The following is a 20,092-nucleotide window of genomic DNA, read 5'->3' as shown; positions in this document are numbered from 1 at the left end:
GAAGTAATGAGTTTCACTGCCTATATCGCATCCAAGTATAAGCATATCCTCTGTAATAAATGAAAGTTTTTCATTCTTACGAAACTTACCTTTAGTCTCTAGTTCTCTCCAAGTATGAGCCTTAAACCCTTTTCTAAGAACTTCTGCTTTTTCAATTACTTCCTGCTTTTCAAAAATGTTTACAACCTTCGCTTGATTTTTCTTGTTTCTGCCTTTAATATTCATTGTATGTACCTCATGTATGTTTAGATTTTTTACCAACGGTCAGGTCAGTAATAATCTAAATTTACTTGAGGTATTTTCTTTAGTCAATTCTTAGGTGCGTTTAAAGTATACAGGAAGCTATATTACTCATTTATTACCTTTCTTTGGAAAATATCAATGTGGTACAAGTCCTGTATTGCGCCTAAGCACCTATATGTTCTGATAATTCAAAAACAATTTTGCTTCGCTTCTAATTTGTTTCGACACATTATCAGATACTGCTATTCCTTTCATCAATGTTAAATATTTGTCCCTATTAATAAGCTTTGGTGAATTTATTATTCTATTTAACATCCATAGTGTATGCTCTGTAGGATTATTCTTAACCGAATCATATAGTAACTCTTCATATCCATTTAAAAAAAATCGTTCAATATAATGCACCAAAGGTCCTGGCATTCCATAATCTACATCTGGATGTTTTTCCATAAATGTTAATATTCTTTTGACATTCTCTAAAGAGTCATTTTCTTCTATTATTGTTTCTAATTTCTCTTCTGAGCCCTCAAAATCTTCATTTAGCACATCTTCAAACAGTAAATCCAAATCCATTACTATTTACCTCCCAATAGAATATTAATCATAAGATAACCACTTTTTATACCAGAATTTTCCATCGTGTTTGAAGTTACGTATTCTTCAATAGGACTTCCTATCTCAATCCAATCTAATGCAAAATAATCTTTGATATATTGTAAATCACTATCACTAGCTATTACTTTTGCCTCATAAGCTCCATCAATTTTCCAATAATCTCTAACATATTCAATGCTATATGTAGATTCTGAAAGCGCTTGGTCTAAATCGATTTTAATATTAGATTGGGCCAATTTATTATCTAAAGAATTATAAAAAAATTTAATTATCATTTATGCGTTGTTTTACCTTTCAAAGAAACATTTAAATGTGAACCATCTAATTATTTACCATACATAGATTCGTCTATCATATTCAGTCAACCATATACAACACCCCATGGTACAATCTTTGGTTGTTAGAAAAAAACTACAGCCTTCCTGTAATTCAGATTCATCCATTAAAAAATATATGTTATCAAGAATATCCTTTCCCGATAATTGAATCGCTCCAATTTTAGTTGATTCTTTTTGATAAAAAACATATAGACAATCCCTTTTAATAATATTATTTAAGATTTTAATATACTCTGAAATGAATTCTTTATTTAATGGATAAATAATAGTTTTCATCTCTTTATCCATATAATCTAATTTTGCTAGTATCATATCTTGAATACCCAAGGTTTTAGATACATTTATGAAATTATCAAACGAAATTTCTATTCCATGGTTGTTCCATTCTTTACACACAATAGATTTCTTGTTCTTTATTTTTAAATTCTCCAATTGATTTCTTTTATCCATATCGTGTAATCCTTACCTTTATTCAAAGGAGTACCTGCCCCCTTTACAACTTTATTACATAGTAATATTTCTGTAACGTCGTCAGGCTCTTACATATAACAATATTTCTGTGATGATGCTAGGCACTTAGATTCATATACATCTAAGCCAAATACTTTCAATTAATCACATTATTTCTTCCGCTATTTCTTCTAGCCATTCATCTAACGCTTTTCTAGGATTAAGCCTTAAAGCCCTTTCGGTGTTGGTATAATCAGGCGGCATGAATTCTGCATTAATTACAACATGCATTCTTTGTTCACCAGCACCAAAAATGCCTTCTATATCAAGATTATGCATTGCTCGCTCCATTGAATTAATTCTAATAGAAACTTCTTTAGCAATTTCACTCTCGCTATTTGTTTGTCTAGAGCGCTCAATAAATATTTTTTTGACTTCAGAAAAGAACTCATCTCCATAAGCAAAATACGGAGATTCATCATAAGACCATTTTAAATAATACTTAGCTTCTTCTACGTCATCAGCCGATTCTGCTTCTCGATTTAATGCCTCTTGTGACCAAGCTGTTATAAATGGACAAAGCCCTTCCCCAGTTGTAATCAATGAACAATAATAAAAATGTTCATCATGTTCATTAAATAATTTTACAAATGCCTTTTTCGTGGCACTCTGTATTAAATCTACAAGTTTTTCATCAATTTCCAATTCCACTTTCAGTCTCCTTACCAATAGACCTTAATTCCCTTCTAAGTACACTTCTAATTGCTCGTTTACCATGTAATGGCGTCAGGCACCAATATCCCCAAAGGAGTGCCCGCCTCCTTTGTAGCTTTATATCAAGCACCAGCTATGGAAAGACCATGATATTGTTTAATACATGCATATTCCTTTAAGTTTACAGAATCTTTTGTTGCACAATACACTAAAGATGATTCTTTTCTATCAACTGTAAAAGCTTCACCTGAATCACAACAAAAATGCTTTTGCACAAAAGAAATAATTAGTTTTTCAACATAACTGCTATTATCTTCACTTTTGATTTCTAAAGAAAAAAATGCACCACCTCTAATACAGCACATTAAATCACAATCACTAGTAGCATTTTTATATGATTTTGGTATAGAAAGCCACGTAAAACTGAGAGGACGTTCGCCATCTATTAATTTTTTAATTACTTCTTTTTCCTTTCTATTTACAGTAACTACTTTACCGGAATTAAAACTATCACTAACTATACCTAAATGACTTACTTCATAACCCAAAGCTTTAAAAAGGTCTTTCACATCATTATATAAATCTGCCCATTTATATTCTATGTCCTCATTCATCCAAAACACATATGTGATTTTATTCACTTTATCAATCTCCAATCATTCGAATTTTTATAGTTCCCGCACGATTTCCGATTAATTTCTAGTTATCTTGCTTTCTTAGTATTAGATTATCAGGTATATCTGTTTTACTTGGTACTTCCACTTGATCAATCAAATCAGTATGTCTGACCCACATGATATCAGGGCGTCTGTTAGGACGTGCACCTGGTATTTTAATAAAGTGCCTGCCCCCCTTTACATCCATTGTTCCCACTAGACTTCTCCATCTACAGAAAAGACCACATTGGTGTCAGGCACTTACATCATTTAATACGTTTCAGGAATAACCAGGTTCCATTGGTCTACAATTTTGCTGCTATCCACTAGACCAATGAAATATGCAGATACCTCCCCAACTTCATTGTTAATTGAATCATAAAGATAATCACCTGTAGTTGCATCTGAACAGGTCAGCATCAAATCATTTGACATGTTTTCATTTACATAATTAAGGAAATCACTCGTAATGTTGTAAAGAGAATCTTCAACATATAAATCGGGCGCTCCAAAAGTATGCAAAATCTCGTGTGCATATACAGCTGGACCATTTAAACATTGGCTGTCAATATTGAACAAATACACTATTTCATCATCCGATTCCATCCCTTCATACCAGCTTCTTGTACATGTAATAGCTGTATTACTTTCATCAGAATCAACAAATACCATATATACAATATTATCCGCATTATACTTTTGTTTTAGCGCATCTTCATCGATATTCTTGTCGATAAAATTCCAAACAACCGTATCGCATTCTCCATTATCGATATATTCCTGATTTGTAATTTTTTTATCAAATGCCATGGAGTATTTTAGATCAGTGTTTGTAGTAAAATCAGTTATGAAATCAGCAGATTTATTGTAGCTTGCAACAACATTTTCTAAATAATCTCCAGCTATAGCTAGATAATTGTTGATATTAGATATCTTTTCTGCATCTTCTGTGCTGTCCCACTTTGACTCAGTATCATCGGCAAACAAACTAACAACGATAGTCGTACCAGCAATATTTCCAGCTGATCCTTCTACGTGATACGCTGTTTTAGCATTACTATTGCGATTGTATACAAAACCGCCTACTGTAATTATAAGAATTGCCAAAATAACTAGTATTGAAAAATATCTTTTCTTTGTCATTCTAAAAATCCTCCTAAAAATTTTATCCAAAAACAGCGACATATTATCATATAAAAAAAATAATATGTTTAATCTTTAGACTTCTTTAGGATTCTTTACATTTACAACTATAGAAAAAGTGGAATCATAGAGATTCCACTTTAATTTTTAATTTACAAATACTGCACTAGCCCAGCCATTCTGCTGTAATAAGATTCTTAAGTTAAAATCATCATCAAGAGTGAACTTAGTTTGATCTGTAGTACCAAACAAAACTTTCTTTTTCAACATTTTTTCGATGTCTTTATTTACTGTTTCTGTATCTCTTTTTAGTGCCTTTGAAAAATCATAAACAGTGTATTCTGGATGATTTACCATCAAAACACCGTACTCTCGAATATTGTCAGCCACATTATTGATTTCATTATATCTATAAAACTCAAGAACGGTTAAAGCTAAGAATAAAACTGCTGGAATAATTGCAGCACCTATTAAGCAAACTAATGTAATAAGTAAGCAAATTACTGCAGCAACCAACTTGAAAGTATTACACCAAATCACACGGTAAGCCTTGCCATTTTTCTTTCTGTATTTTTTGTCCATCATGATTTAGGCCTCCTTTTTGCTTTCAACATATGTAAAGCTACTGTCTGACATTGCAATATGATTACAGAAAGCCTTAGCCTCTGATTTCTTAATTTTTCTTTCAAAAGTACAAGCAGGACAAACAACTGAATAACGTGTGTGTAATGGAAGCACCGGAATGAAAAACAGTGTAAAATACAATCTGTTTCTGATTACAGCATGCTTAACTTCATTATTACAGTTCATGCAAAGCTCTGTTGATTCCATTTCTGTCATAACTTTTGTTTTTTCTTTTGTTCCCAATAAGATAAACATTTTCATTCTCCCTTCGACATGTAAGAAATACTACTGCTGTAACTCAAATTCAAGACTAACTACAGTACCATCACTTTCTGAATTAACTGTGATAGAACCATCTTCATTTAGAGTGCCCTTATCTAAGAGCAATTCGTCTTCACCATTAACTACAAAGACAACTGAATCTTTCTTAACTTTATAATCGCCTGAAACCGAATATTCCTGTAGCTCCTCATCAATTCCAGAATATATATCATCTAAAGAGCCTTTAATCTCGTTCTCCAGATCTGCAAACAAAGCATCGGCACTTTCATAACCAGCATACTGTGCAACTTCATCAGTAATATCTGATCTTGAATAACCTTCTGACTCTAAAGACTTATCAATAATTGTATCCATGTTATCATCTACAAGTGTAGAAAACTGATCTTTGAAACTTGTAGTATCAAAAGCCATTGTGAATGTGTTATCATCTGATAACTCTAATGTCACATCCATAGTGATATCTCCGGCATTAATTCCTACATCAGCTAATGCCTGCATATCCTCTTGACTTGAAAACTGAGCAAGTTTGATTTCCGAAACATAATTTCCAGAAATGTCCTTTCCACCGCATCCAGTAAAAATTGTTGCAACTGCTGTTACTGTTGCTAGCATTAATGCTAATTTCTTTTTCATATTATATCTCTCCATAAAAAATTATATTTTATGATGTGAATTTCCACACCATATAAAATTTTAACAAATTCAATTTTTTTAGTAAAGCATCTTCTTGACAAAAAATAAACAATTTTAATGCCTCCCCCATTACACAGTTATAGCAAAGTATAATTTTGATTGTGTAATGGAGTTAGGCACCTACATCTCAAATATCAATCATGTATTAAATTTATGAATTCTGTAAATGTATCGCATATTGTTCTGACATTTTCTAATTCACTATCAAAAAATACTACTTCATACTTTTTATCAGTAGCAAATCTAAAACCAAAAATATTACCAAAAGGATCCTCTGCAATAGGTATTATATTCAAATCATCCAACCCCATATCCTTAATGATATCTAGAATAAACGATGGATCATTTTCATCAAAACTAATAAGATTATTAACATTGTTTTCATCAATACCTTCGAATATTTTATTTGGCGAAAGATATGCACCATCATGATGAATTATGACATCTACAAAATCACTTGGTAGTTTATAATTCAATTGTTCAATTATAGTTTTAATTGTTTCTTTATCTGTATTGCTTCCATCAAAAAATAATTCTTTCATATTACACTATCCTTTCTCAATTTCCTGGTCCCCATATACTAAATCCTCCGATATGTCCCGTCTTTCGATGAATCTGCCTGTCAACTAATTGCATTACACCAGGTTTTTGATTATGGTGCCAGGTGTACGCTTTGGGAACTCCACCGTTTTTAAATATATCTAATTCTTCTTGTGTAAACTTTTCTGCAATAGAAGAATCAGCCATTGCTTTTTCATATAAATCTTTACTTGCTCTTGAAAAATGAGTCGATCTTGACTTTGCAAAGTCTGCCTCATCTAACGTCATTTCAAATTTAGAATCAAATTTTGGAAATCCTTGACTGTCATACTCAACACCTGTAACAGGATGCTTTTTATTAGCATATTCTTTTAATCTTTTTTCATACTTATTCAGTCCTGATTCAGTACACTCATTATGCACCAGCACCCCATGCTCACCTACGAAGTAAGTATGGTCTTCCATGACGCAGAAGTTGTATACCATTACTGGTTCATCATGGTGGATGCATTCTACAGAATCAACTGTGGCTGTATCACCATCCTCAGTTGTGAGCTCATCGCCTTCTTCAAGGTCCTTAGCTTCGATCTGTTCACCATTTTCATCATAGAATGGATGGTTTGCAGTAGTCTCAATATCCTCACCATCTATAGTAACGACATAAGTCTCATCTACTTCATGTGCGAATACTTCTAGTACTGGGGCTGTCTCTGAATCCTGGCTTACATCAACTGACTGCTCTACTCCAACTGCTTCCTTGGCATATACCATATCGCCTGGTTGGATATTTTCAATGGCAACTAGGCCGATTGTGGTAAGTACAAGGGTTCCTGCTACAAAACAATAGCCACTAGGATTCTTGTGATACTTCACCATACCAGCCATTGCTCCGCTGGCCGCTCCTGATGCAGCTCCTTTAGCAAATCCATCCGCAGCGCCACTCAGTATCTGACTACCAGAGCCATCCAAAGTGTCATGTTCTTCCATGTAGTCCATGGCACTCTTCAAGCCACCGCCTACGGCTCCTGTTGCTGCTCCAATTAAAGCACCCTTTAGGGCTCCTGATGCCATTGCAAAGGCAAGTCCGCATGTTCCTGCAGTAGCTACTGTTGCCACGGCACATAGCGCTATTACTGCCACACCAATAATAATATTAATAGCAGTTTTATGCTTCTCGTAGAAGGTTGAAACAGAGTTTGCAACCTTGCTGCAGAACTGACCTACAGAACTGTTTTCAAACTTCTCTTTTAAAGCTGTGCCAGCCTTATCAATTGCCTGACCAATTGCAGTTACAGTCTTACCAATAGCACTGTTGTGCCATGCTGCTGAAACTGATTCTGCTGCCTTTGTAAGGTTCTTAGAAAATGAAGTTTCTGACCACCACTGACCAACTTCCTGTACTGTCTGAGCAACTGATTGTTTTGCCTCAATTGCAAATCTAAGACCTTCTTCAGCTAAGTCTTTCGCATTTTCCCATGTGTTGCTTGCAAATGTAGCTACCGCTGTCTTTGCCTTGTCCACATAGTTGACTACAGTTTCCTTAGCTTCCTGGTAAACTTCCTTGGCTGTGTTGTAAACATGTACAGCACCATTATACACTGCCTGTCCAACATTTTTAACTGTATTTACAACAGCTTTTGCTACACCGGCCACTTTGTTTACCACAGCAGTTGTCGCTCGTGCTACCGCCGTTTTAGCCGTGTTGTAAACCGTTCGTGCTGTATTCACCACAGTCTTCGCCGCCGTCTTGGCTACTGACACGGCCTTATGGGCCACAGCTGACGCAGTTCTTGCTACTGTTTTTACAGCCGTTGAAGCCGCCTTCGCCACAGATTTAGCTGCATGACTTACAGCTTTTGCTGCCGCCACAACTGGCTTCGAAACTGTCTTTGCTACAGACTTAGCTGCTGATTTAACAGCCGATGTAATCTTCGAAAAGATTCCTTTGTGACCAGATGGGTCCTGGTATGCAACAGGGTTGTTGTTACCATATGTATATCTGTTTCTAGTTACAGGGTCTGTCTTATCACCCATGTAGGTATCTTTGCTTGTAAAAGTACCTGTTGATGGATCGTAATTTCGAGCACGTAAATATATTAGTCCTGTCTGTGGTGTATACTGCTCTCCATTGTATGCATATACCTGATCCTGAATAGGAGCACCTGCAGTGATGTTTCCATAAGGATCATATCGTAATGTATTTGTTACCTTGCTTCCTGTAACAGTCTCTGAAACTGAGCCACGTCCATCGTATACGTATACACCAGCCTGGTCAGATGATGTTCTGCCTTCTGCACCATAGTCATAAGCGTTCTTTGATGTTGCAGAATTAGGGCTAGCATATTCTGCCAGAACCTGTGCATTCTCTACTGTCTGGTCATACAGATAGCTGATTGGCTCATAGTAAGCCTTTCTTACAGTTCCTTCGCTGTGGTCTTTATCAGCGGATTGCTGAACCTGTACCTCAGTTTCATTTTCAATCAAGTAACTGAAAGCTTTATCTGTCTTTGATCTGTATGACTTTGAATCAGAAGCCGAGTCATAATCAGGATCAACATCTTCTCCTTTAATCCATGAGCCAGCAGTGATGAACATATCATACACATCGTCATAGAATGTAGCTGCAAAATCGCACCATTCATCCCAAAGTGTAGGTGCCATGGTACCTACAACAGAAGCTGTAAAGAATGCCTTTTCTTCAAAATCTCTTCCCGTTACTTCTTTTGTTACTGTACCTGGTTTGTATACATCCTTTGATTCAGATTGCTCTGCAGTTTCAGAATCTGTAGTCTTGCTTCGTTTGGTTACTTCTGTTTGATAGAATGTAGCCCACTCGTCAAGCTCTTCTTCGTTCTGTTTAGCTGCCTTCAAATAAATCTTATCTGAAGAAAAGCTCTCATCATATTCTTTTCTTAATAACTCAAATGACTTAAGACCGTTTCCATCATACTTGATAGCATCCTTTAGAACACCATCTACAGTAACAGAAGCAATTCTGTTATCTACCGTATAAGTGTAATCAGTCTTTACACCATCCTCAGTCTTTGAAACAAGATTTCCATCGGCATCATATTCATAAGAACCAGTCTGCTTGCCGTCAGTTGTCTTTGACTGAAGTCTATCAGACAAATCATATTTATATTTTACTGTAGATTTAACGCCGTTCTCTTCAGTTGTCTCAGCATTTCTGTTGCCATATAAATCATAGCTATACTCTATGCTCTTTAATGGAGTAGTTGCGTCTTTGCCCTTATACTCCTGATATTTAATAAGCTTTCCAGCATCATTATATGTATAGTTTTTAGTAACAGTTCCAAGCGAATCTGAGGAAACCTCAGTAGTCATTCTGCCTGCTTCATCATAGCCATACTTGAACGCACTAAGAGTGTCATCACCCTTTTTAGTAATGGTTGCTGTTACTCTATCAAGCTCATCATACTTATTAGTTTTTACAATTCCATCACTTCGACTTTCAGTCAAAAGATTTGAGTTGGCATCATAGGTATAATCGACCTTCACGCCACTTCGTTCTGTCATGGAAGTGATTCTGTCTAAAGAATCGTATTTATAAACTGCTTTTGTATGATCAGGGTATTCTAATGATTCCAAATTACCCCAGCTGTCATATTTGTAAGCTAAAGTAATATTTCCCTTAGCTACATTTGTGATTCGACCGGCCAAATCATAAGAGTAATTTGTAACACCCTCGCCGTCTGTCATGGAAATGAGTTGTCCATATTCATCATATTTTCTAATGGCATTTACGTCATTTCCGAATTTTGTCTGAATCAGATTTCCGGCTACATCGTACTCATAAGAAATCTGTTTCTTGGATGGAGATATTGTTTTCTTTAAACTTCCATCCTTGTAATATTCATACTTTTCAGTATCTCCTGTTGGAGAACCTACCTCTGTCAATTGACCATACTTGTTATAGGTGTAATTGACAATCTTTCTAGTGTTCTTGCCTGTATAAATAGATAAATCATCGTTCTTATCAGTGGTAATTTCCTCTACCATATTTCCTGATTTATCGTATTTATAATATACAGTTGTGCCCAGAGCATCCTCAACTCTGTTTACACGGCCCATGATATCATAGCCGTATTTTGTAACCACTTCATTTACATCTGTTACAGCAGTTACATTTCCGTTTCCATCATAAGCATAGCAAGATCTATGTCCTAATCTATCTGTAATAGCTACAACATTTCCGACCTTGTCATACTCATACTTTGTTTCCTTACCCTTAGCATCAACCTCAGTAATCTTTCTACCGTCTTTATCATAGGTTAATGATACGGCATCCCCATTAGGGTATTTTGTAGTAAGTAAATTGCCATTTGCATCATACGTAAATACGGTAGTTCTCGAACCGCTCTTATCTGCAGCTGTTACAGTTTGCTTTACTACATTTCCATCAACATCATACTCATAAGCAGTGACATTACCCATCGGATCTGTCTGGGTAGTTGTTCTATCCAATAAATCGTATGTCTGTGATGTAACTCGCTTACCTTGGGTAGTCTTTACAACACGGCTCTTATCGTCGTACTCGTAAGTGATAGGATGATAGCCTGTGGCCTCCTCCTTAATCATTCTGCCGTATTTATCGTATGAATATGTGGTTACTCTATCACCAGTCTCGCGACCTGATTCAGTGATACTTGAAACCAGATTCATATCGTTATAAGCATAAGTAGTCTTGATGCCGTTTATATTTTCTTCACTGGTCTTTCTACCGCAAGCATCATATTCATATTTAACAGTTGTGCCATTGTCATAGGTAATCTTTGTCATATTACCCTGCTGATCATACTCATACTTAGTAACCGCACCATCTGCTGATGTTTCTTTTTCGATGTAGTTATCCAAATTGTATTTGTATGTTGTCTTAGCACCTGTAGGTGTGGTCTGGGAAATCATATTTCCCATTGCATCGTATTCGTAACTTGCTACATTGCCAACGCCATCTGTAAGTGATGTCTGATGTCCAGCTTTATCATATGTATATGTAAATGTGGCACCTTCAGCTGTTTCTTCCTTAATCAGGTTGCCCATTCCATCATATGTAAATTTCTTTGTATTCCCTAATCTGTCAGTCTGTGTCTTAAGCTGACCATTATAATCATATGTTGCACCAGAAACACTGCCATCTGGGCTAGTTGTTTTAATAAGATTTCCATTGCCATCGTATTCCATCACAGTGGTGTTACCATAGCAATCTACTGTCTTTGTTAGTGCACCATTTCCGTTGTATTCGTATGTTGTAACACCACCATCACTTGCTGTTACCTTTACAGTATTTCCAGCGGCATCATACTCATACAATGTCTTTGCACCAGTAGCTGTTGTCTGAGAAAGGATATTTCCATTCTTGTCGTATGTATAAGAAATGCTTTCACCATCAGATGATGTTGTGCTAATCAAATTAGAGAAATCATCGTAGGCATAGGTCTTTACGATACCTTCTTTGGTAGTCTCTTTGATTACATTTCCTCTACCATCGTACTCATACTTTTCTACAGCGCCACTGCTATACTTAACCTCTATGATGTTGCCCATCACATCAAAAGTATAGATTTTGCTGTTTCCATTGTTCTCTACAACCTTTGTGCACCATCCATTTTTGTTGTAGTAGTATTTTTCAGTTGCTCCATTTGCTGCAAGAACGCAAGTATTATTACCGTCAGAATCATATGTATATGTTGTTACATTTCCATTCTTATCGGTACACTTTGTAATATTACCCTTATCATCATATTCATAGGCTACCGTATTTCCGTATATATCAATCTGTTTAGCAAGATATCCTTCATTGTTATATACAGCACCCATTACAGAGCCATCAGGCTTGTGCTCTTTAACAACACGACCTTCTGAATCGTACTCATATGAATATTTGAATCCATTAGCATCCACCATTGTAAGCATGTTGCCAACTTCATCATAGGTATAAGTTTTTCTTCCGCCGTTTCTGTCTACTTCAGTTAAAACATTACCAGAACCATCATAGGTGTATGATGTAGCAAAGCCTCTGGCATCGATTACTTTGCTAAGGCGGTTCTCGCTATCATACTCAAAGGTTGTGACATTACCATTGTAGTCAACTTCCTTTATCGTATTTCCGTTAGCATCATATGTGTATGACTTTTCACGAGTAGATTTACCAGCTTCCTGTACCTCTTTTGTGATATTGCCCTCGCCATCATATGTATAAGTTGTCTTTACATTTTTATCATCAACTTTAGTGAGCATACGATTATTGCTGTCGTATGTGTATACTAATTCCTTGCCATCTGGACGAATCTCTTTTAAAAGATTTCCAACCTTGTCATACTCATATTTAGTTACTCTATCGAGCTTATCCTTCTGTTCTACAACCACATCTAAAGTATCATGATACTTGTATGTGATTGTTGCTCCATCCTTATCTGTTTCCTTTGTAACACGTCCCTTTGAATCGCGCTCGTAGGATGTAGATGTTCCGCTTGAGCTAGTTTCCGACTTTACGTTATCGTTTGCATCATAGGTATAGGTTTTTACCTCACCATTTACAGTTGTTTCCTTGGCAATATTACCATTGCCATCATAAGAGTATTGTTCTTTAGTACCGTCGGCATTTGCCACCTGAGTAACACGTCCCATGGAATCATATGTCATGGAAACAGTATTGCTTTTTGCGTCAGTAATACTTGTGTTATTGTCAGCCTTATCATAGCTGTACGAAGTAGTATTTCCCTTTGAATCGGTTGTCTGAGAAATCTGACCTGTGGCGGTATATGAGTATGTGGTTGTTGCATCTCCACTTGTTGTAGATACCAAACGATCACATGCATCATAAGTATTTGTAGTAGTATTACCGTTTCCGTCGGTTACCTTGGAAACATTAAAAGTATTACCATCGTATTCATAAGATGTTGTGCTACCACTCTTATTAGTGGTAGATGTCATTCGACCCATTTCATCAAATGTAACAGTTGTGGTTGTTCCATCTGGATATGATATTTTTACAGGGTTGTTGTTCGCATCATATGAATATGTTGTGGTATTACCATTTTCATCTGTCTCAGTTAAAAGATTTCCTCGGTCATCATATGTATTTGTTTTTGATGTACCATCAGAATTCTTTTCAGACAGAATATTATTATTAGAATCGTAAGTATAAGTAATTGTCTTTCCAAGTTTGTCCGTAGATGTTAGAGTATTGCCTCTGTCATCATATGTTTTTGAAGAAGACTTATCGTTAGGGTCCGTAATCTTTGTGTGACGTCCCTGGCTATCATACTCATACTTAAAAGTCTGATTCTTAGGATCTGTAAATGTAGTTACACTATTAGACTTATCATATGAAAATGTAGACTTGTCCCCTGTACCATTTGTATAGGTGGCCACACTACCATCTTCATTGTATGTGAAATTTGCAACTGCTACATTATTCGCATTTGTAACCTTTATTAGACGACCGCTTTCGTATGCAAAGGTTGTAGTAGCACCTTTCTCATTAGTCTTTACACTTAAATAGCCGTTGGTATCATAATCATATTTGACGATTGTTCCATCTGGCTTAGTAAGCTCTGTAATTCGTCCATTTACATTTGTTGTTACAGCATAAGTTTTACCTGCACGTGTAAGAAGACCTACCAGCTTTCCATCTTCTGAATACTGAACAGAGTAAATTTCTCCCTTTTTATTTCCATAGGATAGAATCTTTCCATCAGAATCAAAGCAGTAATATATCTTTGACTTATCTGTAACCTTATAAGTAGCTTCAACTTTTACTGGTGCTTGCTCAGCTGTTTCTGATGTCTCTGAAGTTTCTGCTACTTCAGTTGTATCAGTAGATTCTGCAGTATCAGTTGTCTCTGTAGATTCTGTAGTTGATGTTGACTCTTGAGTTTCTGTAGATTCCTCTACAAATTCTTCTTGATCTGATGTGATTTCTAAAGTGTAGTTACCATCATCACTAATAAACTTTCCATCAGAATTTGCGGTAAACTTTATACCACGTCCATCATCCATCATAAACAGATAAACATTTTCATCCAACTCTACAATCTTTTGGTCAAATAAGGATGTAGTATTCTTTCCAAAAACACCTCTGAATGTAGTGAAGTTAGAATGGAAATATCTTTCCACATCAGTGTTTTCCTGTTCCTCAATTGTAAAATCAGTATCTGTATAAAAAAGTTCTCCATCATAAAGGCTGACATAGCTGTTTGCATATTCCATACCAGGAATTTCACCCTTATATGGAAGAATATTTACAAACTCCTCAGTCCAAATGTTTTCTTCAGCTTCTTCTGGGATTTCTGGATTCTTTACCAAAAGAACAGAGCCCTTTTTTGGTCTCCAGAAGCTGCTTAACTTATTATCTTTTCTGATAGCGCCCGCTTCTACGCTATATCTTTGAGCAATATCATTTACAGATTCACCAGGCTCTACTGTTTCAAGTGTAAATTTGTAATCGCTTTTGACATCACAATTAGAAGGCTCTCTGCCTGCTTCTGTAGATTTCACAACATAGCGAATCTCTGGCTGATAAAGCTTACCATTTTCCAATTCACTTGGATTAATAGAGATAGACCATGTAATCTTGTCCCCTACAATCTTTTTAGTTGTAGTCTTTTTAGACTCATTTGAATCACCTTCTGAGTCCTGTGCAGACTCATCAGAATCATCTTGCGATTCATCATCAGGCTCATCACTGGTTTCTTGAGTCTGTTCTTGATTTGCATCTTGAGTCTCTTCTTCTATAGTCTCTTCTTTATCTATATTTTCTCTTGTATAGCTATCCTCAGGTACATCAATAAACTCATCATCTGCCTTTAGACGATACTGAAGCTTCTCAATGTTGGCACCTTCAGCAACACCACTAAAAGTGATAGTTTCAACAATTGTTTTTCTACCATCTCTTTTAGTGGTATATTCCAATTTGCATTCTTGTGAAAGACCTAAAAGCTCTAAGATTTCCTCAGATTTCTTTTCTTCATCTGATTTAGTTTCATCCTCAGATTTCTCGTCCTTGTCAGCTTTATCCTTATCATCTTTGTCTTTATCGTCTTTGGCATTATCTGAGTCATCAGAGCCGTCTTCGGTTTTTGAATCCTTTGAATCAGAATTTGTATTATCCTGATCTGGATTTGAATTATCCGGATTTGGATCATCTGGATTTGGATCATCTGGGTTTGGATTGTCTGAATTTGATTCACCAGTTTTAGACAAATCTGGTGCATCATCACCCTTCACCTCTTTATTGGTGTCATCCAGTAATTCATCAAACTCATCCTCCGATAATGGAGTTTGATCTTCCTGTTTAAAATCATTTGTACCATTGTAGGATTTTGGAAGTTCCGCATCCTCCGCAAAAACCTGCATAGGGTAACTTGTAGCGTATATAATCACATACGCCAGACAAATAAACCTCTTTATTCTGTTTTTCATTTTCATAACGTTATTTTCTCTCCAATACTATTTTGTCTTAATGTAATCAAGCAATGACCACTCAGTATCAATAATTTCATTTGCAGAAATAGCAGTAAACCATAGGATTATTGTTAAAATAAAACCTATAGCAAATACCTTTGTAGTGATGAATGTTGCAAGTAGCATTAATAAAAACATTGGAATTCCTATATACACTAATGTCTTTATCAGTTTGCTAAAGAAAACATGCATTTCATCGTATCCTGCGCTGATACTTGTAAATAGTACTTGTGAAAAAAACGCGAATGCGAAACAGTTAATTATTACGGCTAACCATTTATTATCTTTTTCTGTGTGAGGATAAATCGAACTCTCTCCCAAAGCATTCGAAATTCCAAACTTTGATGTAATGGAAGCAATAATATAAGTAAGAATAAGAATTGCTAGGCAGCACAAAACAAATCTCAGCCAATCGAACTTGTCTGAGCTTTTATTGCGCTTAGCGAATCTTATAAGTGTTAAAACTGTTGCCACGACCGCAGCAACGAAAATCAGTAGCGTTAAAATAACTCTAACTCCCTTTGTTGATATCTGATTGTAAAAAAGCGGTACAATCATCATTGCAAAAAGCACTAATACAACGCTACAAAAATCAGGTATTAGCTCCTTTCGCAAATACAACTTTTTCAATAATTCTCCCGTTTTATTTTTCATAATCATTAAACCTCCAGGATTCATTATCTCAAATTACAAAGATATACGCAATAGTATTCTTTTGGTAATTTTCGTTATAATTGCTAACATAAATTCAATAAAAAAAGGAACCTGAAAACTCAGGTTCCTACAACATTAGTCAACGTCAACAATATCAACGATAACTTTCTTGTCAATCTTTGAGGCTGCAGCCTTTACTACAGCGCGGATAGCCTTGGCAATTCTGCCCTGCTTTCCAATAACCTTACCCATATCAGATGGTGCAACGCGAAGCTCAACAACGATTGATTTAGCGTCTTCCTTCTCTGAAACTACAACCTCCTCAGGATTGTCTACAAGTGACTTAGCAATTACTTCAACTAATTCTTTCATCACTATTCATTCCTTTCGAGTGTTTACTGAACGCCTGCCTGCTTGAAAAGTCTAGCAACTGTCTCTGTTGGCTTTGCGCCGTTTGAGATCCACTTCTTAGCTGCCTCAGCATCAACTGTAACTGCTGCTGGCTCCTGGTTAGGATCGTATGTACCGATCTCATCGATGTTTCTACCGTCACGAGGTGCTCTTGCATCTGCTACTACGATTCTGTAGATTGGTCTCTTCTTCTGACCCATTCTCTTTAATCTAATCTTTACTGCCATTTTTAATTCCTCCTAAATAATAAAACTAAATGGTCTTGGCTAAAATGGGAAGCGCATTCCGCGACGACCCTTGCCCATCATATTTGGCATCTGCTTCATCATCTTCTTTGATTGTTCGAATTGTTTAACGAAGCGATTAACCTCTGCTATATCTAAACCAGCTCCAGCAGCAATTCTGTGCTTTCTGCTAGGATTTAGTAATTTTGGATTCTCACGCTCTGCAGGAGTCATGGAAAGGATGATAGCTTCGATGTGTGCAAGCTTTTTATCATCCACAGCCCCTTCAATCTGAGCCAACTGACTAGAATTGATACCAGGCATCATTCCAAGGATGGATGAAAGGCCACCAAGCTTTTTCATCTGCTCCATAGAAGTGAGATAATCGTTGAAATCGAATGATGCTTTCTTTACTTTCTTTGAAAGCTGCATTGCTGCATCCTTATCGATTTCTGCCTCCGCCTTTTCGATGAGTGAAAGTACATCACCCATGCCAAGGATTCGGCTTGCCATTCTGTCTGGATGGAACTGCTCCAAATCTGAAAGCTTTTCGCCCATACCAGCGTAAAGAATAGGCTTTCCTGTGACAGCCTTAATAGAAAGAGCTGCACCGCCTCGAGTATCACCATCAAGCTTTGTGATGATAACTCCATCAATACCAATCTTTTCATCGAATGTAGCTGAAACATTAACTGCATCCTGACCTGTCATGGCATCAACAACCAAAATGGTATTGAGGATATCAATATTGCTCTTTATAGCTGCGAGCTCATTCATCATATCCTCGTCTATGTGAAGACGACCGGCTGTATCGAAGATAACAACATCGAAGCCGTTCTTTTTAGCATAAGCCATTGCCTCTTTGGCAATCTTTACAGGCTTTTCTTTATCTCCTAAAGAGAAAACCTCAACATCCTGCTTTTTACCATTGATCTGTAACTGCTCTATAGCTGCAGGACGATAAATATCACAAGCTACCAATAAAGGCTTTTTGCCTTTTTGTTTTACCTTGCCAGCAAGCTTTGCTGTGGTAGTTGTTTTACCAGCACCCTGAAGACCAACCATCATGATTGTGGTGATGGCGCCGCCTGTGCCAAAAGTGATATCTGTAACCTCTGAGCCCATTAAATTAACAAGCTCTTCGTTTACAATCTTTATAACCATCTGCCCAGGATTCAATCCGTTCATAACATCTGAACCAATTGCTCGCTCTGTGACAGTGTTTGTAAATTGCTTTACAACCTTGAAGTTAACATCGGCCTCAAGAAGTGCCATCTTAACTTCCTTTAAAGCAGCCTTTACATCAGCTTCTGTAAGTCTGCCCTTGCTTCTTAGATTCTTAAATACGCCTTGAAGCTTTTCTGAAAGTGAATCAAAAGCCATAAATTATAGTTCCTCTAAAATCAACTGAGATAATCGGGAAATCTCTGATAAAGTAGCTTCGCTAGGATTTCCTTCTGTCAATTCGTTTATACGAATGACATCTCCTCTAATGTTCATAAACTTTTCTACGAGATGGAGCCTAGACTCATAATCCTGTAAAAGCTTGTCGCATCTCTTTAAAATATCGTGCACCGCCTGACGGGAAATGGAAAGTGAATCTGCTATTTCTGCAAGGGATAAGTCATCATTGATGCTCATCTCGTATACGCTACGCTGATGCTCTGTTAAAAGCTCACCATAAAAATCATATAAATAACCAGATTTAATCTTGTCTTCCATATCTCTCCTTTTAGCGACCTTAAATAATATACTATAATAAAATAGAGGTGTCAAGTATAAATACTTTACACCTCTAATATTATTAAAGTGAAGTTCTAACTATCTTTGGTCTGTAACCGCCTTCATCCAAAGCCTTAAGGATCTGCTCCTTGTGATCTGTACCGAATGCCTCAAGAGTGATACGAAGCTCAACAGCTGCAGAACGATTTGTTGTAACAAACTGATTGTGCTCAAGCTTGATAACATTGCCCTGCTGATCTGCAATAAGCTGCGAAACCTTTGCAAGCATACCTGGCTTATCAGGAAGAAGTACAGATACTGTAAAGATTCTATCTCTGAAGATAAGTCCCTGCTGTACCACTGAAGACATTGTAATAACGTCCATATTTCCACCAGAAAGTACAGATACAACTCTCTTATCTTTGAAACCAAGATGGTTCAAAGCAGCAACTGTAAGAAGTCCTGAGTTTTCGACTACCATCTTGTGATTCTCTACCATATCAAGGAATGCAACGATAAGCTCATCATCGTCTACTGTGATAATCTCATCGATATTTTCCTGAAGATAAGGGAAAATGTTTGAACCTGGTGTCTTTACTGCAGTACCATCAGCAATAGTGTTTACAGAAGGAAGTGTTGTAACCTCTCCCTTTGCAAAAGACGCCTGAAGTGAAGCTGCTCCACTAGGCTCAACACCGATTACTTTAATCTTTGGATTAAGAAGCTTTGCAAGTGTAGATACACCTGTAGCAAGTCCGCCACCACCGATTGGAACAAGAATATACTCAACAAGAGGCAACTCCTTGAAGATTTCCATTGCAATAGTACCCTGACCAGTTGCAACAGCTAAATCGTCGAAAGGATGAATGAATGTGTAGCCATGCTCATCAGCAAGCTTGTAAGCATACTCACATGCCTCATCATAAACATCACCATATAAAACAACATCGGCACCGTAGCTCTTTGTACGGTTGACCTTGATAAGAGGAGTTGTTGTAGGCATAACGATTGTTGCCTTTACGCCATATTTGCTGGCTGCATATGCAACACCCTGGGCGTGATTACCAGCTGATGCTGTAATAAGTCCCTTTGCTCTCTCCTCTTCTGTAAGAGTGCTGATTTTGTAATATGCACCTCTAAGCTTGTATGCACCAGTAAGCTGCATATTCTCTGGCTTAAGGTAAACCATATTTCCGCACTTCTCACTAAAATAATCGCTGTAAACCAGCTTTGTCTCGTGTGTTACCTCAGTGACAATCTTTGAGGCTTCTTCAAATTTGTCCAATGTAAGCATAAT

17 protein-coding genes and 1 pseudogene are annotated in these 20,092 nt (G+C 36.7%); all 18 read right to left on the bottom strand.

All coding sequences use genetic code 11. From position 1 onward, the window contains the following. Positions 1 to 225: pseudogene (locus tag BM102_RS07895) on the bottom strand (IS110 family transposase); the annotation flags it as partial. Between the two features lie 189 nt (positions 226 to 414). Then, the gene (locus tag BM102_RS07890; protein WP_090480658.1) at positions 415 to 816 is read right to left on the bottom strand and encodes a hypothetical protein; all 402 of its coding nucleotides are present in this window, start codon (positions 814 to 816) and stop codon (positions 415 to 417) included. Positions 817 to 818: 2 nt separating this feature from the next. Then, positions 819 to 1,133: a hypothetical protein gene (locus tag BM102_RS07885; protein ID WP_090480655.1), complete on the bottom strand. Its 315-nt coding sequence runs from the start codon at positions 1,131 to 1,133 to the stop codon at positions 819 to 821. A gap of 54 nt (positions 1,134 to 1,187) precedes the next feature. Next, positions 1,188 to 1,646 (bottom strand): YxiF family protein, encoded by a 459-nt coding sequence (locus BM102_RS07880; RefSeq protein WP_090480651.1) that lies wholly within the window; start codon positions 1,644 to 1,646, stop codon positions 1,188 to 1,190. 165 nt (positions 1,647 to 1,811) lie between these two features. Next, positions 1,812 to 2,357, bottom strand: coding sequence for a DUF4303 domain-containing protein (locus BM102_RS07875; protein ID WP_207646568.1), 546 nt, complete (start codon positions 2,355 to 2,357; stop codon positions 1,812 to 1,814). Positions 2,358 to 2,482: 125 nt separating this feature from the next. Then, on the bottom strand, positions 2,483 to 3,001 hold the full coding sequence (locus BM102_RS07870) for a hypothetical protein (RefSeq protein WP_090480649.1): 519 nt from the start codon (positions 2,999 to 3,001) through the stop codon (positions 2,483 to 2,485). A gap of 285 nt (positions 3,002 to 3,286) precedes the next feature. After that, positions 3,287 to 4,159 carry a hypothetical protein gene (locus BM102_RS07865; RefSeq protein ID WP_090480646.1) on the bottom strand — a complete coding sequence of 291 codons (873 nt, stop codon included), beginning with the start codon at positions 4,157 to 4,159 and terminating at the stop codon, positions 3,287 to 3,289. Between the two features lie 147 nt (positions 4,160 to 4,306). Further along, positions 4,307 to 4,744, bottom strand: a complete 438-nt coding sequence (locus BM102_RS07860; protein ID WP_044934253.1) for a hypothetical protein — start codon at positions 4,742 to 4,744, stop codon at positions 4,307 to 4,309. A 3-nt stretch (positions 4,745 to 4,747) separates the two neighbouring features. After that, positions 4,748 to 5,038, bottom strand: a complete 291-nt coding sequence (locus tag BM102_RS07855; RefSeq protein WP_044934250.1) for a zinc-ribbon domain-containing protein — start codon at positions 5,036 to 5,038, stop codon at positions 4,748 to 4,750. A gap of 30 nt (positions 5,039 to 5,068) precedes the next feature. Then, positions 5,069 to 5,698, bottom strand: a complete 630-nt coding sequence (locus BM102_RS07850; RefSeq protein ID WP_044934246.1) for a hypothetical protein — start codon at positions 5,696 to 5,698, stop codon at positions 5,069 to 5,071. Between the two features lie 194 nt (positions 5,699 to 5,892). Beyond that, positions 5,893 to 6,300 carry an SMI1/KNR4 family protein gene (locus tag BM102_RS07845; protein WP_090480644.1) on the bottom strand — a complete coding sequence of 136 codons (408 nt, stop codon included), beginning with the start codon at positions 6,298 to 6,300 and terminating at the stop codon, positions 5,893 to 5,895. A 16-nt stretch (positions 6,301 to 6,316) separates the two neighbouring features. Beyond that, positions 6,317 to 15,748: an HNH endonuclease gene (locus BM102_RS07840; RefSeq protein WP_090480641.1), complete on the bottom strand. Its 9,432-nt coding sequence runs from the start codon at positions 15,746 to 15,748 to the stop codon at positions 6,317 to 6,319. A 21-nt stretch (positions 15,749 to 15,769) separates the two neighbouring features. Beyond that, positions 15,770 to 16,438, bottom strand: a complete 669-nt coding sequence (locus BM102_RS07835; RefSeq protein WP_143085471.1) for a hypothetical protein — start codon at positions 16,436 to 16,438, stop codon at positions 15,770 to 15,772. Positions 16,439 to 16,573: 135 nt separating this feature from the next. Further along, on the bottom strand, positions 16,574 to 16,810 hold the full coding sequence (locus tag BM102_RS07830) for a KH domain-containing protein (protein WP_033154032.1): 237 nt from the start codon (positions 16,808 to 16,810) through the stop codon (positions 16,574 to 16,576). 23 nt (positions 16,811 to 16,833) lie between these two features. Beyond that, positions 16,834 to 17,076, bottom strand: coding sequence for a 30S ribosomal protein S16 (rpsP, locus tag BM102_RS07825; protein WP_033154031.1), 243 nt, complete (start codon positions 17,074 to 17,076; stop codon positions 16,834 to 16,836). 39 nt (positions 17,077 to 17,115) lie between these two features. Further along, entirely contained in the window at positions 17,116 to 18,456 is a 1,341-nt protein-coding gene (gene ffh, locus BM102_RS07820) for a signal recognition particle protein (protein ID WP_033154030.1), read from the bottom strand. A 3-nt stretch (positions 18,457 to 18,459) separates the two neighbouring features. Then, a complete protein-coding gene (gene ylxM, locus BM102_RS07815; RefSeq protein ID WP_033154029.1) occupies positions 18,460 to 18,795 on the bottom strand; it encodes a YlxM family DNA-binding protein in 336 nt (111 codons plus the stop codon). Positions 18,796 to 18,877: 82 nt separating this feature from the next. Beyond that, positions 18,878 to 20,089, bottom strand: a complete 1,212-nt coding sequence (gene ilvA, locus BM102_RS07810) for a threonine ammonia-lyase (RefSeq protein WP_090480634.1) — start codon at positions 20,087 to 20,089, stop codon at positions 18,878 to 18,880. Positions 20,090 to 20,092: the final 3 nt, after the last annotated feature.

Source organism: Pseudobutyrivibrio sp. JW11 (assembly GCF_900115355.1).
GTDB classification, from domain to species: domain Bacteria; phylum Bacillota; class Clostridia; order Lachnospirales; family Lachnospiraceae; genus Pseudobutyrivibrio; species Pseudobutyrivibrio ruminis.
The sequence above is the reverse complement of the archived record's forward strand: the minus strand, read 5'-3'. Positions and strand labels throughout refer to the sequence as shown.

Excerpts from the sequence above, each read along its gene's own strand:
- BM102_RS07850 (WP_044934246.1), bottom strand. The coding sequence starts at position 5,698 with ATGAAAAAGAAATTAGCATTAATGCTAGCAACAGTAACAGCAGTTGCA.
- ylxM (WP_033154029.1), bottom strand. The coding sequence starts at position 18,795 with ATGGAAGACAAGATTAAATCTGGTTATTTATATGATTTTTATGGTGAG.
- BM102_RS07830 (WP_033154032.1), bottom strand. The coding sequence starts at position 16,810 with ATGAAAGAATTAGTTGAAGTAATTGCTAAGTCACTTGTAGACAATCCT.
- BM102_RS07835 (WP_143085471.1), bottom strand. The coding sequence starts at position 16,438 with ATGAAAAATAAAACGGGAGAATTATTGAAAAAGTTGTATTTGCGAAAG.
- ffh (WP_033154030.1), bottom strand. The coding sequence starts at position 18,456 with ATGGCTTTTGATTCACTTTCAGAAAAGCTTCAAGGCGTATTTAAGAAT.
- BM102_RS07845 (WP_090480644.1), bottom strand. The coding sequence starts at position 6,300 with ATGAAAGAATTATTTTTTGATGGAAGCAATACAGATAAAGAAACAATT.
- BM102_RS07860 (WP_044934253.1), bottom strand. The coding sequence starts at position 4,744 with ATGATGGACAAAAAATACAGAAAGAAAAATGGCAAGGCTTACCGTGTG.
- BM102_RS07890 (WP_090480658.1), bottom strand. The coding sequence starts at position 816 with ATGGATTTGGATTTACTGTTTGAAGATGTGCTAAATGAAGATTTTGAG.
- BM102_RS07885 (WP_090480655.1), bottom strand. The coding sequence starts at position 1,133 with ATGATAATTAAATTTTTTTATAATTCTTTAGATAATAAATTGGCCCAA.
- BM102_RS07840 (WP_090480641.1), bottom strand. The coding sequence starts at position 15,748 with ATGAAAATGAAAAACAGAATAAAGAGGTTTATTTGTCTGGCGTATGTG.
- ilvA (WP_090480634.1), bottom strand. The coding sequence starts at position 20,089 with ATGCTTACATTGGACAAATTTGAAGAAGCCTCAAAGATTGTCACTGAG.
- BM102_RS07865 (WP_090480646.1), bottom strand. The coding sequence starts at position 4,159 with ATGACAAAGAAAAGATATTTTTCAATACTAGTTATTTTGGCAATTCTT.
- rpsP (WP_033154031.1), bottom strand. The coding sequence starts at position 17,076 with ATGGCAGTAAAGATTAGATTAAAGAGAATGGGTCAGAAGAAGAGACCA.
- BM102_RS07880 (WP_090480651.1), bottom strand. The coding sequence starts at position 1,646 with ATGGATAAAAGAAATCAATTGGAGAATTTAAAAATAAAGAACAAGAAA.
- BM102_RS07855 (WP_044934250.1), bottom strand. The coding sequence starts at position 5,038 with ATGTTTATCTTATTGGGAACAAAAGAAAAAACAAAAGTTATGACAGAA.